This window comes from Bacteroides timonensis, from assembly GCF_000513195.1.
Taxonomy (GTDB): Bacteria; Bacteroidota; Bacteroidia; order Bacteroidales; family Bacteroidaceae; genus Bacteroides; species Bacteroides timonensis.
Window position 1 is genome coordinate 1 of record NZ_CBVI010000134.1, and the last position, 16,338, is coordinate 16,338.

Below are 16,338 nucleotides of genomic sequence, written 5' to 3' on the forward strand. Positions count from 1 at the left end.
ACACATCTTTTCAAGTTCTCTCAGCACCTGCATCGCTTTTCCGCTATTACGCTTCGGCACTCTTTGTCCACGGGCTATTTTACCCACGTATTGCGTGCATACGCCTACTTTTTCCGCCACCTCTTTATAAGGTGTCGTACGCTTTTCTTTCAGTTTTTCAGCTAATTCCATAACTTTTCTCGTTTTAATTATTACTTTTGTTCCGTTAACTGGGTACAAAATTACAAAAGATTTCGCCAAATGCAAGGAATATTACAAAAAATTTCACCGATAAAGCAAAGGATTTTGCATTTTGTTGATACTTTAGGTATTAGCAAGCGAGATTTTTATGCAGCTACAGGCATATCAAGAGGAACATTAGAAAGTTCTACAGGTATTACGGAAGATACTATTGCAAAAGTTTTCGCCATTTATCCTAATTTGTCTCCAGCGTGGATTGTTCTTGGCAAGGGGGAAATGCTAAATAACCAAAATCTCAGCGAGAATAATTGTAACCTAAACTGTAACCCAAATTGTAACCAATCAGTAGAACATGATAAAAAAGATATTGTAGGGTTGGATTTAGGGGTTAGCTCTATAGGCTTAGGCATCGTTAGCGACTCTTCTGATATTAAGTATGGAAAAACAAAAAAGAAAGTATCTGTAAAGCTTCGTAGGGAACAAATACACATACCAGAATTGCTAACTGAACAAACCCGTACTTCAGTACCATTTTATAATCTCCCTGTAAGCGCCGGTCAGCTCGGTGTTCTTGAATCGGAAGTCTTCTCAAGTGCTACTCCAGATGGTTTTGTTGAATTGGGTGTGTTCGAAGGTTGTGAGGCTGTGTTTCCCATTGTTGGTGTAAGCATGGAGCCAATCATTTCGAGTGGTGATTGGATTGGTATAAAATCAATTGATAATATTTCAAGTAGTTGGGAATTCCTGCAAACCGGTGCCATTTATCTCATTATTACCCGCGAAGACCGTATGATAAAATTCATAGAAAAAGCTACTGACGAAAATTTCATTGTATGTACAAGCCCCAATTATAGTCCTTTCAAAATATTCAAAGGTGACATACTCAAGTTGTATCGTGTGAGAGCTTGTTCTAAAAGATTATAAACCATTAAATATTAATACTATGTACGATTTTAGTTTACTAAAACCTATATCTAAGACAATAGGAATAATTGGTAAAATATTATTTTTTCTTGGCTTGGTAATTGGTATCATTACTCTTTTTAATAGCGATTTCAGTAGTGGTATTAGTTTTATATATAACATTGCTATAGGGCTAGCAATATTGCTTGGTGGTGGCATTACTGGGCTTCTACTTATAGCATTTAGCCATCTCATAAATTTATTTCTTCAGATAGAAGAAAATACCCGTAAGCCATCTTAATAGTACATATAAACAAACTCCTTCATTAACTATATTACTATGGTATTTTTTGTCTATTTCGCATTATTAATATTTTAATTTATTCCATATAATAAATATATAGTAGTTTTGCTGTATAAAATAAACTATATAGCACAATGACAAAAGTAATCCATGTACATCTAATTTTCGAGAAAAGAGATTATTATTTCGGTAGTATCTCTGCAATATACGATACCTTAGACGAGGCCACAATTGGAATAAAGAAAAGCACTCTCGCTCATTCCGGTCTCTCCGATGGAAGTTCCTTACCAACAACCCGGGCTATCATAAAACAATCCCATCTCATTCGCAGCGCTCAAACTTCCGAAAAGTAGAAGCAAGGTTTAACTACCACTTAAACCCTGTTTAACTTCACTTTAAACCATCATATTAAACATCATTCAAATGTTTAACCCAAACTCACTCAAGTTTAACACACTTGCACGATTTGTTTCCATTCACCTTCACAAAACAAAAAAGGCTGAAACCCGCATCACATCGACGTTTCAGCCCTCTCGACTCTCCCCACCTCAATTTATACTATTTGTATTGCCCCCTATATCCCTCTTTATCGTCACAAAACCATAGATTTTTATGATTATCCTCATAAATATACCGTATGCTTTTTGTAAACGGTTCTATATGTTCAGGAAATACATCCGACTTGAAAGTACCGGTTGACATATCATACAAAAAAACAGCTCCATTCGCTCCGATCCAAATCCTATCCTTTGAATCAGCTTTTAAAGTAAATATTGAATTTATGGCAAGAGACGAATTTCTATTATTGTGATTTACATACTGACCGGTCAATTCATTATAGACATACACCCCATAAGAACTCCCTATCCAGTACTTGCCCTCTTTATCTCTTTCACATCCGGTAAATGAATTTTGCCTGAAGCAATCATCCGGTTTAAAGAAAGACAGTTTACCCGTCTCTGCATGCAGCAAATACATGCCACCACCATAAGTTCCTATCAAATAATCATCTCCCAAAGGTTTAACTGATAAAATAATATCCGAACGTAATATAGAAGATTTTATAGTGTAATGTTTCACTATATTCTCTTCTTCGGAAATATAATAAAGTCCGTCACGGGTACCTATTACTTTTCGCCCTTGTTTACCAATCCAGAACGCACGCACATTCAGATTATGGGAATCAAATTTATCCTTAAAAGAATAGATGGAAAAGGTATTCCCACGCGTAGGCGTATAACTCATTCCACCCATGTAAGTACCGATATAAAGGATATTTTTATCTTTCAGTAATGAATAAACAGCATTCGAACAAATGACATCTTCCTGTATAGAATGTTCTATTGACGTTATTTCTTGTCCGGAGGATGCTTTTATAATTTTGACACCACTTCCATTGGTTCCTACATACAATGTATCATTACCTACAGGTACCAAATCCTTAATACATCCATTACCTATTTGCGGATATATGGAGAAAACTTCCTGTCCAATATCAAACTTCAGCATACCCTGGTTTGCCGTACCTAAATAAATAGTATTTCCCATCAAAGCCAGACAGTTATAGTAATTTAATCCTCCTCTAATATTATTCTCAAACACTCGTGATCTTCCAGTTTCCATATTATAATGGATCAATCCTCCATTTGAAGCAATCCAAACACTATCATCCTCTCCATCTACAATATCCATTAGGCCATTCACAACAGACAAGGCATTGGAGTCCAGCAGAATCTTTCTGAATACACCACTTTCATACAGAAATAATCCACGTGAACTACCAAGTAGTAATTTCCCCTTCTTACTCACAAAAACCACTTTTACAGACAAAGATTTGCCATCTAAAACAATCGGTTCAACCGTCTCTGTCTTACGATTAAACTTTATCAATCCTATATCTGTACCCACCCATAAATTTACAGAATCAGTCTCTGCTATCGAAAAAACAGTTCTCCCGGAAAATTGAGGATAAGTCGTCACATTTACCCCATCAAAACGATCCAATCCCATCTGTGTTCCTAACCATACGAAACCACGGGTATCTTTATATATAGCATTTATCGTATTATGGGATAAACCTTCAGATACAGTTACAGAGCGAAAAACAGGAGACCGTTGAATTGAATACAGAGATAATGGCAACAACAGCATTATCGCCATAAACAAATAATGAATGGCAAATTGAGCAACTCTCCCTATATAATAATATGTGTCCTTCATACATTCATAAAAATCAATCATTTTCCCCTTATTATTACTAAGAAGTCCGACAAACTTAATAATTTATTTGATAGAATGTATAAGTTTTGTTCACTAAAACTTAGTTTAATCTCATGATGCATTATACGTATAATTGTTTTTCATAATTAAATTAAAAAATGCGATGCCGCTTTAGGTAAATCGGCTCGTAAATACGCTATACACATATTGACTTCTATCTAATATGTATTAACCTTATTATTTTAAGAATATGATGAAAAAGAAATTTATTCCATTATTCATTCTTCTCTTTTATATGCTGAATATAAACAGTCAAGAGTTTACTCATCCGGGCTTACTTCATTCTGAGTCTTCATTAAAAAGAATCCGGGAACTTGTCAGAAATGAGGCACAACCAGCTTACGGTTCATTCAACATAATGCGAGGAATGCCTGAGGGAAAAGCTGATTATTGTATAAAAGGACCTTTCGAAACTATCAGTCGTGCCGGTAGATATGGTTATACCAAAGATCCTTGTGAACGAGATTTTAATGCAGCTTACTACAATGCCATTCTTTGGATAGTCACAGGAAAAGAGCCCCATGCAGACAAAGCAATGGAAATTATCAGAGCGTATGCAAGTACCCTAAAGAAAATAGAAGGTCCGGACGATCCGCTTTGTGCCGGCCTTCAAGGATTTATGCTGGTAAACGCAGCTGAAATCATGAGATATACATATACAGCAGATAAATATGCCAACGGATGGGATGCAAAAGATACCCCCAAAGTAGAAAATATGTTCCGAAATGTATTCCAGCCGATACTTACTACTTTCTACAATACCAAACCTTACACCAACGGTAACTGGGGAATTGCGGTAACTAAGGCACAAATGGCATTCGGAGTATTTCTGAACGATAAAAAGTTGTATGAAGACGCTATAGAGTTTTTTCTGAAAGGCCATGACAATGGAACTCTTCCCAACTACGTAGCAGAATCCGGCCAGATACAGGAAAGTGGACGTGACCAGCAACATGCCATGTTAGGGTTAGGATGCCTCTCGGAAATTGCCGAAATAGCCTGGACACAAGGCAGAGACCTGTATAGCGCTTTGGATAATCGCCTTATGAAAGGTTATGAATACCTGGCCAAATCCAATCTGGGCTATGAAGTACCTTTCTTTACCTGGAAAGATATAACCGGAAAATATTCAAACTGGACTACGTTAGGGGAAGAAGGAATGGGACGTTTCCGCTCATTATTTGAAATAGCCTACAATCACTATGTTGAACGCAAAGGGTTAGAAATGCCATATACCCAAATTGTATTAGGCATGATACGCCCTGAAGGACCGGGATTTACTTGTGATAACCCAGGCTTCGGCAGCCTGCTGTTCTATTTGGGAAAGGACTTAAGTGAAAGGAAAGTCCCCGGACAAATAAATGAGGATCTTTCCCAACTGGAAGGATGGGCTTTCGCCAATTGCTCTTATAAACAGGTGGATAATCTAATGTCATTTGTATCATCCGGAGTAAATATGCAAAAGAAAAGGATTTCCTATCAGGCAGGAAACTATCCATATATTGCTGTAAAGGCACCCAAAATTCCAGCATCCGCAAATAAAGACTGGTTACAATTAAGCTATAGCGTTGCCAGTGCTCCGGAATTTTGGAAGTTAGATTCAGATAAGGCTAAAAAGATAGGAAAAGATATCTATGTATTCAAGATTACAGACTATCTGTCAAATAATGGAACGCACTTCACAGAAAGGCCAACAAACATTACTCTTATTCTCAATTTTGGGAATATCGGTAATGAACCGGTAATTGTGGAATGGATTCGCTCATTTGAAAAGCTGGAAGATATTTGAGTAATATATTTCTCTCCTTCGTATCTATACTAAAGAAAGAATTAACAAAGAAATTATGAGAAATAAAAGAAAACATGTGCTGACGCTCATTCTGTTTTGTTCCCTGGTTTTCTCAATCCGGGCGCAGCAACAACACCCCTATCTGTTCTTTACCCCCGATCGGATAGCGACACTGAAAGAACATCTCAAATCGGATAAAGAAGTCAAAGCCAATTACACCCAGGTAGAACAAGTAGCCAGGGAAGCCTTGAAAGAAAACAATCCTTACCGCAAGTTGGAATATCTGGCATTGGCATACCAGGTGACAGGCGAAAAAAGATATGCGGATAAGATCAAAGAATCAATCCGGCAGACAGGTGGAAAAGAAACCCTCGAAGCAAAGGATATGCTGAATCGGGAGCCTGCCTGGACTTCATTGCTAAGCACCGCCCATGCCAATCATCAAATGGCTATCGGTTTCGATGCTATCTATAACGAACTCTCAGATAAAGAACGGAAAGAACTGGCACAAGCCATTTACAAAATAGGAATCCGTCCGACGCTGCACGATTGGCTATCACCGGCAACTCGCTTCCATGCAATCAATTCCATGGGGCACAACTATTGGGTATCCTGTATTGCCATGACCGGAATTGCTGCCATGGCCGTCAGCAACGAAATTCCCGAGGCTGCCGAATGGATTGATATGGTAAGTAGGGCAACAACAGACTGGGCTAATTTTCAAGGAGATATCTTACAAAACAAACCGGCTAACTTCGATAATGGAGCTTATTACGAAAGTGTGAGTTACGCCAATTACGGGCTCACCCAATACCTGACCTTCCGCCTTGCCATGCAGAATTTCAATCCCCGGGCAGAATGGCCGGAAAGGAAGCTGTTTGAACGTGCAGCAGATTATTTTATGTATACCTGTTATCCTGCCGACGGTGATTATCTTCCTTCCCTTTATTTTGGCGACAGCAACATTGCCGCCAATGGTGAAGGAGTCTTGAAATTACTTTGGGAATTAGGTTTTCAGAAAACGGATATGTTATGGTATCTCACACAGGTACGGAAAAACCAGGCAAAAGAGAGTATGCCGACTGATACACCCATGGGGTTATTGTACACTCCCGATTTATCTGCGGCTCCACTGCAACCTTCCCTGTCGCTATCTACGGTATATGAAAGAATGGGTTGGAGTGTGATGCGTACTTCTTGGGAGAAAAATACAACTCTGTTAGGAGTGAAATGCGGACATACATGGAATCACTCTCATGCAGACGCAGGTTCATTTATCCTTTTTCATAATGGACAGCAAGTAATTAAGGATGGCGGAAACTGTTGGTATCCCAATCCGTGGTATCGTGAATATTTCTTCCACAGCCAGGCCCATAATGTACTGTTGTTTAATGGACAGGCCCAGCCTCAAGAGCAACAGTACAAAGGTTCGATGCTCGATGGTTCTTTGCATCATCTTACAAACGAAGGAAATATCAAATACATCCTGGCCAACGTGACCGGACCTACTTCCCGCTACTTTTCTAAAAACCACCGTAGTTTTTTGTGGATAGATGATGTTATACTGGTTATTGATGATGTCTGTTCGCATGAAGACGGTACATTCAGTCTGCTTTTTCACCCGGATGGAGTAAGCAGGAAAAATGGTATTGATTTGAGTGTCGTCAACCAACAGGCCGCTGTGGATATACGCCCTTTATGGCCGGACTATCTGACAGAAAGCGACTTCGAACATGATTTCCCTTATAATCTGAAACTGAAAGCTCACCAGGGTCCCAAAGCAAAGAAGACCGACGAAATGGAAACGTATTATTCGATAACCTATCCGATAAAGGCACAAAGTGTCAAGTTTATAACGGCAATCATCTTGAAAGATTCTCCTGCAAGTAAAAATAGTCCTCAGGTAACCCGCCTGAAAGGAGACGATCTGCAAGGTGTCCGTATTGCTAAAGGTGACAAAATAACTGATGTTTATTTAAACACACGGGCAGATGGGCATATTATGCACCGGAATTCCTGCACAAATGTGAACGGTTGGGATACAGACGCATATTTACTTGCTTTTTCTTATAAGAAAGGAACTGACCCCGCAGTTTCCAAAAACATATTGGAATGGTTCATCGGGTATGGGAGTTATGTGCGCAATGCCAATGAATCCATTTTCGATTCTTACACTAAAAAATATAAAGTAATCCGTTGACGAGACTAGTTCATTTCTGTAGGGTTATGAGCTAAATTGATACGCGGACGACGCGGACAAGGCGGACAAACGCGGATGAAAAGTTACTTACACACCGAAGGGAACCAACGGTCAGCGAAGCTAAATCTTACTCCGCGTTCGTCCGCTCTATCAGCGTCGTCCGCGTACCCATTCTCAATATAAATAATAAATATTTATAAAACAAAACATTTGCGAGATCAGTCGCATACTTAGGGGGTCTCAGTATCATACTTAGGGTACCTCAGTATCATATTGAGATACCCTAAGTATCATACTGAGATAGCCTGATTATAACACACTTGATAATCAAGCATTTACAAAACTAATCTTTGGTGGTTATAAATTAGAACAAATAAACTATTGAAATAATAAATTAATTCGTTTCTTTCCGGATATGAGCTATATAGAAGTGCAAAAGAAGCATAACTATCTGTGTGACAATGCACTTGATGTTCCACTAAGATCAGTTGTAGTGGAACACGAGTTCAGTCCTAGTGGGAAGTGCCTTCAGTCGTAGTGGGAAGTACCTTCAGTCCTAATGGGAACTATCCTCAGTCGTAATAGGAAAATAGCTCGCTATACAGTTTTAAATTCCCCTAACGGGTTTTGAGTAATATATCCCTCTACTTCGTATATATAAAGAAAGAATTAATAAAAAAGTTATGAGAAATAAGAGTTTAATCCTAATGACAATCTGTGCGGCTCTATCAACTGGTCTTTCCGCTCAATCCATTTATCCCGGACAGCATGCCGGAAAAATGAAAAAAGTGACAACAGCGCCGATACAGGTAGAGAGTTTCGATTTAAAAGACGTGCGTTTATTACCAAGCCGTTTTCGCGACAATATGATGCGTGATTCTGTTTGGATGACTTCCATAGCAACCAATCGTTTGCTACACAGTTTCCGCAACAACGCCGGAGTATTTGCCGGACGTGAAGGTGGGTATATGACCGTAAAGAAACTAGGCGGCTGGGAATCACTAGACTGCGAACTGCGCGGACATACAACAGGGCATTTACTATCAGCCTATGCTCTCATGTACGCATCTACCGGAAGCGAAATATTCAAGCTGAAAGGTGACAGTCTTGTTACAGGTCTGGCAGAAGTACAAGCAGCTTTGGGAAACGGGTATCTCAGTGCATATCCGGAAGAATTGATCAATCGGAACATACGTAGGACAAGTGTATGGGCACCCTGGTATACATTACACAAGCTCTTCTCCGGATTGATCGACCAATATCTCTATACAGATAACAAACAGGCATTGGAAGTAGTTACCCGCATGGGCGACTGGGCTTATAATAAACTTAAACCGCTGGATGAACCCACCCGGAAAAGGATGATACGGAATGAATTCGGTGGTGTGAACGAATCTTTCTATAATCTTTATGCCATCACCGGCGACGAGCGTTATCAATGGCTTGCTGAATTTTTCTATCACAATGATGTTATCGATCCGCTGAAAGAACAACGCGATGATTTAGGAACCAAGCACACGAATACCTTTATCCCAAAAGTTCTTGCCGAAGCACGTAACTACGAGCTGACGCAGGATAATGACAGTCGGAAACTGACTGATTTTTTCTGGCATACCATGATAGACCATCATACCTTTACACCGGGATGCAGCAGTGATAAAGAGCATTATTTCGATCCACAACAATTATCCAAACATCTGACCGGATATACCGGTGAGACTTGTTGTACGTACAATATGCTGAAACTCAGTCGCCACCTGTTTTGCTGGACAGGAGATGCCAAAGTTGCTGACTACTACGAACGTGCACTCTATAATCATATCCTTGGGCAACAAGATCCTGAAACAGGAATGGTATCCTATTTCTTGCCTTTGCTCTCCGGCTCTCACAAAGTTTATAGTACCCGGGAGAACTCCTTCTGGTGTTGTGTAGGCAGTGGTTTCGAAAACCATGCTAAATATGGAGAAGCTATCTATTATCACAATGACCAGGGAATCTACGTAAACCTCTTTATCCCGTCAGAAGTAAACTGGAAAGCGAAAGGAATAACTCTGCACCAGGAAACAGCTTTTCCCGCAGAAGAGAACACTGCATTGACCATCCAAACGGACAAACTTGTCACCACTACGATTTATCTGCGCTATCCATCATGGAGTAAAAATGTGAAAGTAAACGTCAATGGAAAAAAAGTATCGGTAAAACAGAAACCGGGATCATACATTGCCGTAACCCGCCAATGGAAAGACGGTGATCGCATTGAAGCTAATTATCCGATGAGCCTACAACTGGAAACAACGCCAGACAATCCACAAAAGGGAGCCTTGCTATACGGACCGCTGGTATTGGCCGGTGAATCGGGAACAGAAGGTATGCAATCTCCGGCACCATTCTCTGATCCGGCATTATATAATGATTACTATACTTACAATTATCATATTCCGGCTGAGCTGAATACCACCTTACAAATAGACCGGAAACACCCCGGACACAGTTTACAGCGTACAGGCGAGGAACTGATATTTAAAACATCACAGGGCAATGTTTTAAAGCCACTGTATGACTTACATCACCAACGTTACGTTGTATACTGGGATTTGTCATTCACATCATGCCGTCCTGCCGATAACCGGCAGGCGGCTTATGATTTTACGCCACTTGACTCCATTGTCACCTCATGGATGAATAAAGGATACTATCCGGGAGCCTCAATCTGTGTAGTCAGAGACGATAGCGTTATCTTTCAGAAAAACTACAAAGACGTTACCCCTGACACTAAAGTCTATGTAGCCTCTGCCGGAAAATGGGTAGCCGCCGCAGTAATCGGAGCAGTGGTAGACTGCACCGAACTGGACTGGAATGATAGTGTAAAGAAATGGATTCCTGAATTAAAAAACGACATAAAAGGAATGATTACTTTACGCCAGTTGCTTTCGCACACATCGGGCGTCCGCCCTTATCTGCCGGAACCACGCGTAGACAATTACAATCATCTGGATTCGGCAGTCACGGAGATTCTTCCGCTTGACACGGTTTTCACTCCCGGTACCCGCTTTGAATATGGTGGACTTGCCATGCAGATAGCCGGCCGGATAGCAGAAGAAGCTATGAATAAAGAATTCGAAGAATTATTTCAGGAATTAATAGCCCGACCTTTAAGAATGAAAAACTCCCACTTCACGCCCGTGAATACAGATGGCGGACACGCTCCCATGTTGGGTGGAGGTCTCTGTACCACTTTGCACGACTACATGCGTTTTCTTGATATGATCTACCACAATGGCGTATTTGAAGAAAAGCAAATACTGAAACCCGAAACCATACATGAAATGCAAGCAGACCAAGTGGGAAATGCAGAAGTTCACCCGGGTGAATATGTGGAACGTGCGCTGAAAAAACATCATACTGGCATATATGGTTTGGGAGAATGGCGGGAACTTATTGATAAAGCAACAGGAGAAGCCTATCAGATCAGTTCACCGGGTTGGGCCGGCGCCTATCCATGGATCAATAAACAGGACCGGGTATATGGATTCTTCATAGCCCATGTGCAGGGAAGTTCACAAAAGGAAGATGGCTTCTCGTCATTTTTTGGAAGTCCTGTCATTTCACAAACTGTCTCGAACATTATTTCCCTAAAAAGATAGAATACATTGAGTATCCTCATATTCCAAATCGTATTTATATAAAAACAATAAATACGAAGATATGAAGACTATCGGCTCAGTAATTATTATGTTAGTTCTCACTCCTTCCCTCTTTGCAGACAATGGCAAGGAACTGAAGCTGACATCTCCTGACGGAACACATGAAATAGCATTTTACCAAAAGCAGGTTTCACCTGCGGTAAACGAACTTTGTTATCGGGTAGATTACAAATCACAACCTGTAGTCAATGAATCACGTGCCGGACTGGAACTGGACAACCGGATATGGGAAATGGCTCTGGGAGCACGAAACCTGAAACAGCCCGCCTGCTGGATGGACAATCTGGAAGTGGACTCTGTGACCTACCAACCCGAAACAGACATCACCTGGCAGCCACTTTACGGTGAACGTAGCAGTGTACGCGATCATTACCGGGCTGGCACCCTTTATCTCTCCAAGAAAGATAACTCCGGCTACCGGCTCAACATTGAGGTGCGTGCCTATAATGAAGGAGTAGCTTTCCGCTATTTCTTCCCGGAACACCCAAAGGCTATCTTTCATAAAGTAGTAGGTGATCTCACAGAATACGCCTTACCGGCAGGTACAAAAGCATGGACCGAACAATGGGCACAGGCTTTCTTTGAGTACCTGAACATTGATGATATCAAACATCCGGTAGAACGTGCCCTTACGCTGGAACTCCCGAATGGTAAATGGGCGGCATTGGCAGATGCTGATGTAGACGACTGGTGTCTGACCAAATACCTTGCCTCCACAAACAAGAAGAACACACTGACTTCTGTAATGTATAGCCCCGTGGATGTGGTGACTTATTATGCCACTCCCTGGAAGATAGTCATGGCAGCCGACAAACCGGGTGAATTGCTGGAGCACAATGATATCATCCAGAATCTGAATCCGCCGTGTGAAATTGCCGATGCCGCCGCATGGGTGAAACCAGGCAAGATCATGCGCGAAACAACTATCACAACCGAAGGAGCTATTGCAACCATCGACTTCTGTGCAGCACATAATATCCCGTATATGCTTTTCGACTGGCAATGGTATATGCCCTGTACTTCACATGACGGGGATGCCACAAAAGTGGTTGCCAAACTGGATATGCCCCGTGTTATAGCTTATGGTAAAGAAAAAGGAGTTGGTATCTGGGGGTACGTAAACCAGCATGCACTCATGAAGCAAATGCGTGAACTTTTCCCACTGCTCCGCGAATGGGGAATTGTCGGAGTGAAATCCGGCTTCGTACAATACGCCAGCCATCGCTGGGCAACTTGGATGCACGACATGGTTCGCTTGGCGGCAGAGAATCATCTGCTGATGAATATCCATGATGAATATCGCCCTTCAGGCTTCAGCCGTACTTATCCGAATTTATTAACTCAGGAAGGTATTTGCGGAAACGAAGAATTTCCCGATGCAACTCATAACGTCACGCTCCCCTTCACTCGTATGATAAACGGTGCAGCCGACTATACGATCTGTTATTTCGACAAACGGCTGAAAACGACTCATGCTCACCAACTGGCAGCATCGCTCGTGTTCTACAGTCCGCTGCAAACTATCTTCTGGTATGACAAACCATCGTTCTATCACGGAGAACCGGAAATGGAATGGTTTGAGAACTTGCAAACTGTATTCGACGATACGAAAGTATTGGATGGCACTCCCGGCAAAAACATAACAATGGCACGCCGAAAAGGTCAGGAATGGTTTGTTGCAGCAATGACCAACAATGAAGGTTCCGAAGAAGAAATACCTCTCACGTTCCTTGATAAAGAAAAGAATTACCTCGCCTACATCTATACGGATGGAGGAGAAAATATAAAAACAAGTACACAGGTAAAATGTACTTATCTGCTTGTCAATGCTTCACAAACCATGAAGTTCCAACTGAAACCCAGCGGTGGGACTGCCATAAGACTGGTTCCTATAGACAGGCAGGAAATGAAGAAGTATAAAAAGTACAAAGGAGAAAGATTATAAAATATGATATTTCATTGAGTGAATAAACAGATTCGCTCGTATTAATAGGCAAATAACACATTAAGATTATTTTCAGTAGATAAAGGTAAGAGTTTGTTTAGGTAAAATCTTTGTTTTCAGGATATTTAAAAAGGTAAATAAAAAGATGAAAAAGATATTTCTGCTTACTACATTGCTATGCGCTGCCTGTTGGCAGGCGGAAGCCCAATATGTATCCAAAGCCTGGGTATCTGATCAGAAGGATGGCACATACATCAATCCGGTGCTGCATGCCGATTACTCCGATCCGGATGTCTGCGCAGTAGGTGAAGATTTTTATATGACGGCTTCCAGCTTCGGATGTGCTCCCGGTTTACCCATTCTCCACTCCAAAGATCTGGTAAACTGGAAATACGCAGGCTATGCGCTGAAACAGATAGAACCCATCGAGTTCTTCAATGCTCCCCAGCATGGAAAAGGTGTTTGGGCACCATCCATCCGCCATCATAATGGAGAGTTTTATATCTATTGGGGAGATCCGGATCATGGCATCTTCATGGTAAAGACCAAAGACCCGGCCGGAGAATGGGAGAAACCGATATTGGTAAAAGCCGGTCGTGGCATGATAGACCCTGCTCCCCTGTGGGATGAAGATGGAAAAGTATATCTGGTACACGCATGGGCAGGAAGTCGTGCCGCACTGAACAGTGTTATCACAATTTGTGAAATGAATGCAGAAGGCACGAAAGTGATCAGTGATCCGGTACTGGTCTTTGATGGTAATGATGGAATCAACCATACGGTTGAAGGCCCCAAACTCTATAAGCGGAATGGCTACTACTATATTTTTGCCCCGGCAGGCGGAGTAGCAACCGGATGGCAGTTAGTATTGCGTTCGCGGAATATATACGGTCCTTATGAGAAGAAGATTGTCATGGCGCAAGGCTCTACCGGCATCAATGGTCCCCACCAAGGCGCATGGGTTGATACGCAGACAGGGGAATCCTGGTTCGTTCACTTTCAGGATAAAGCCATGTATGGGCGTGTCGTTCACCTGAACCCGATGAAGTGGGTAAACGACTGGCCTGTAATTGGAGAAGATAAGGACGGCAATGGTTGTGGCGAACCAGTAACCCGTTATAAAAAGCCCAATGTAGGCAAGAATTACCCGGTAGAAACACCTGCGGACAGTGACGAGTTCAATACCCGTCAATTGGGAATGCAATGGGAATGGCATGCCAATTATCAGGATACATTCGGATATACTTCCGACTTGGGATTCATCCGTATTTACGGACATATTCTCTCCGAGAACTTTGTGAATTTCTGGGAAGTCCCTAACCTTTTATTGCAGAAGTTCATGGCAGAAGAGTTCACAGCAACTACCAAACTAAAAGTTTCCGCCAAAATGGACGGACAGCAATCCGGATTGATTGTGATGGGCTGGGACTATTGCTACCTGGGAGTAGAGAAAGAAGGTGATAAATTTATATTGAAACAAGTGACCTGCAAGGATGCAGAGCAAAAGACACCCGAAACAGTCAATCGCCTGGCAGAATTACCTGCCAGCAGAAAGTACGAAGCAGGTTTGTTTCCCAACTACGAAAGAGATATCTATCTACAGGTAAAAATAGAGAAAGGCGGTATCTGCCACTTCTATTACAGCCTGAATGGTAAGAAATATAAAGCAATAGGTATGCCTTTCACAGCCCGTCAGGGAAAATGGATAGGTGCCAAAGTAGGGCTATTCAGTACCACTCCTTATGGTAAGGAACGGGGATGGGTAGATGCCGACTGGTTTCACATAGATAAATAAAAAGACTGATTATATGAAAACAAAAGAACTACTGTTCGGTGCATGCTTGTGCATGTTTACAGCTTGCAACATGCCCGAGAAAGGAATGGATGTAGATGTATATGAGGCGCTGGATTACTGTGACGCCCAGGTACAACGCACTTTAACAGAACTAAAAGCGGCAGAAGGTACTATCGATTACTCGATGATGCCGCGTAATATCATGGACAGCCTCAACACCTGGCATTGCCGAAAAGCAACAAAGGATGAATGGTGCAGTGGTTTCTGGCCAGGAGTTTTATGGTATGATTACGAATATACCGGTAAAGCAACCATAAAGGAAGAAGCTGAGAAATTCACCGAACCGTTGAAGTTCCTGTCACAAATTCCGGCATACGACCATGACCTGGGTTTTCTGATCTTTTGCAGCTACGGTAATGGATATCGGTTGACACATAATCCGGAATACAAACAAGTGATTCTGGATACAGCAGATTCACTGGCAACCTTGTTCAGACCTCGTGTAGGCACCATACTTTCATGGCCACGCAATATAGAAATGTTCGGTGGACACAATACGATCATGGATAATATGATAAACCTGGAAATGCTTTTCTGGGCTGCCAAGAACGGAGGAAACCCATATCTGGCAGATATAGCCGTGTCGCACGCCGATAAGACTATGAAATATCAGTTCCGTCCCGACTACACTTCCTATCACGTAGCGGTTTATGATACTTTGACGGGCGACTTCATAAAAGGAGTTACACATCAGGGATATGCAGACAATACCATGTGGGCACGCGGACAGGCGTGGGCTATCTATGGATATACAGTAGTCTACAGGGAAACATTAGATCCACGATATCTGGATTTTGTACAGAAAGTAACAGATGTATATTTGGAAAGATTGCCGGAAGACTATGTGCCTTACTGGGATTTTGATGACCCCAATATCCCGAATGTCCCACGTGATGCCTCCGCTGCAAGTGTAACCGCATCGGCTTTACTGGAACTCTCCACTTACCTGCCCGGCAAAAAAGGAGAAGAATATAAGAATGCAGCTATAAAAATGTTGGCAATCCTGAGTTCGGATAAGTATCAATGCGGCAAAAGCAAGCCGGCATTCCTCCTCCACTCCACCGGACACTTGCCGAATAATTCAGAAATAGATGCCGCCATCATTTATGCAGACTATTATTATATCGAAGCCTTGGTTCGATTGAAGAACTTAATTGAAAATAAAGCTGTCATATAGA

At 41.7% G+C, this 16,338-nt stretch carries 10 protein-coding genes and 1 pseudogene; 10 read left to right on the top strand and 1 reads right to left on the bottom strand.

Annotated elements, in window-relative coordinates; all coding sequences use genetic code 11:
- Nucleotides 1-240: 240 nt before the first annotated feature.
- From BN161_RS23535 to BN161_RS30720, 3 genes are all read left to right on the top strand, one after another.
- Nucleotides 241-1,104, top strand: a complete 864-nt coding sequence (locus BN161_RS23535) for a S24 family peptidase (protein WP_044270893.1) — start codon at nucleotides 241-243, stop codon at nucleotides 1,102-1,104.
- A 19-nt stretch (nucleotides 1,105-1,123) separates the two neighbouring features.
- Nucleotides 1,124-1,384: a hypothetical protein gene (locus tag BN161_RS23540; RefSeq protein ID WP_044270895.1), complete on the top strand. Its 261-nt coding sequence runs from the start codon at nucleotides 1,124-1,126 to the stop codon at nucleotides 1,382-1,384.
- Nucleotides 1,385-1,521: 137 nt separating this feature from the next.
- The gene (locus BN161_RS30720) at nucleotides 1,522-1,740 is read left to right on the top strand and encodes a hypothetical protein (RefSeq protein WP_074435186.1); all 219 of its coding nucleotides are present in this window, start codon (nucleotides 1,522-1,524) and stop codon (nucleotides 1,738-1,740) included.
- Between the two features lie 205 nt (nucleotides 1,741-1,945).
- Here BN161_RS30720 and BN161_RS23545 read toward each other — a convergent pair whose 3' ends face one another.
- Nucleotides 1,946-3,628: a ligand-binding sensor domain-containing protein gene (locus tag BN161_RS23545; protein ID WP_244436607.1), complete on the bottom strand. Its 1,683-nt coding sequence runs from the start codon at nucleotides 3,626-3,628 to the stop codon at nucleotides 1,946-1,948.
- 229 nt (nucleotides 3,629-3,857) lie between these two features.
- Between BN161_RS23545 and BN161_RS23550 the strand changes: the two genes are divergently transcribed.
- From BN161_RS23550 to BN161_RS23575, 7 genes and pseudogenes are all read left to right on the top strand, one after another.
- Nucleotides 3,858-5,456: an alginate lyase family protein gene (locus BN161_RS23550; protein WP_052356410.1), complete on the top strand. Its 1,599-nt coding sequence runs from the start codon at nucleotides 3,858-3,860 to the stop codon at nucleotides 5,454-5,456.
- Between the two features lie 55 nt (nucleotides 5,457-5,511).
- The gene (locus tag BN161_RS23555; protein ID WP_052356411.1) at nucleotides 5,512-7,656 is read left to right on the top strand and encodes a heparinase II/III domain-containing protein; all 2,145 of its coding nucleotides are present in this window, start codon (nucleotides 5,512-5,514) and stop codon (nucleotides 7,654-7,656) included.
- A 683-nt stretch (nucleotides 7,657-8,339) separates the two neighbouring features.
- Nucleotides 8,340-10,253, top strand: a pseudogene (locus tag BN161_RS30195) (beta-L-arabinofuranosidase domain-containing protein); the annotation flags it as partial.
- Entirely contained in the window at nucleotides 10,251-11,300 is a 1,050-nt protein-coding gene (locus tag BN161_RS30725; protein WP_244436613.1) for a serine hydrolase domain-containing protein, read from the top strand. The pseudogene BN161_RS30195 and the gene BN161_RS30725, both read left to right, overlap by 3 nt.
- A 61-nt stretch (nucleotides 11,301-11,361) precedes the next feature.
- Entirely contained in the window at nucleotides 11,362-13,305 is a 1,944-nt protein-coding gene (locus BN161_RS23565; protein WP_044270898.1) for a glycoside hydrolase family 97 protein, read from the top strand.
- A 145-nt stretch (nucleotides 13,306-13,450) separates the two neighbouring features.
- Nucleotides 13,451-15,100: a glycoside hydrolase family 43 protein gene (locus BN161_RS23570; RefSeq protein WP_044270900.1), complete on the top strand. Its 1,650-nt coding sequence runs from the start codon at nucleotides 13,451-13,453 to the stop codon at nucleotides 15,098-15,100.
- Between the two features lie 13 nt (nucleotides 15,101-15,113).
- The gene (locus tag BN161_RS23575) at nucleotides 15,114-16,337 is read left to right on the top strand and encodes a glycoside hydrolase family 88 protein (protein ID WP_044270903.1); all 1,224 of its coding nucleotides are present in this window, start codon (nucleotides 15,114-15,116) and stop codon (nucleotides 16,335-16,337) included.
- Nucleotide 16,338: the final 1 nt, after the last annotated feature.

Coding starts and splice junctions, on each gene's coding strand:
- BN161_RS23535 (WP_044270893.1), top strand. CDS start 241: ATGCAAGGAATATTACAAAAAATTTCACCGATAAAGCAAAGGATTTTG.
- BN161_RS23540 (WP_044270895.1), top strand. CDS start 1,124: ATGTACGATTTTAGTTTACTAAAACCTATATCTAAGACAATAGGAATA.
- BN161_RS30720 (WP_074435186.1), top strand. CDS start 1,522: ATGACAAAAGTAATCCATGTACATCTAATTTTCGAGAAAAGAGATTAT.
- BN161_RS23545 (WP_244436607.1), bottom strand. CDS start 3,628: ATGATTGATTTTTATGAATGTATGAAGGACACATATTATTATATAGGG.
- BN161_RS23550 (WP_052356410.1), top strand. CDS start 3,858: ATGATGAAAAAGAAATTTATTCCATTATTCATTCTTCTCTTTTATATG.
- BN161_RS23555 (WP_052356411.1), top strand. CDS start 5,512: ATGAGAAATAAAAGAAAACATGTGCTGACGCTCATTCTGTTTTGTTCC.
- BN161_RS23565 (WP_044270898.1), top strand. CDS start 11,362: ATGAAGACTATCGGCTCAGTAATTATTATGTTAGTTCTCACTCCTTCC.
- BN161_RS23570 (WP_044270900.1), top strand. CDS start 13,451: ATGAAAAAGATATTTCTGCTTACTACATTGCTATGCGCTGCCTGTTGG.
- BN161_RS23575 (WP_044270903.1), top strand. CDS start 15,114: ATGAAAACAAAAGAACTACTGTTCGGTGCATGCTTGTGCATGTTTACA.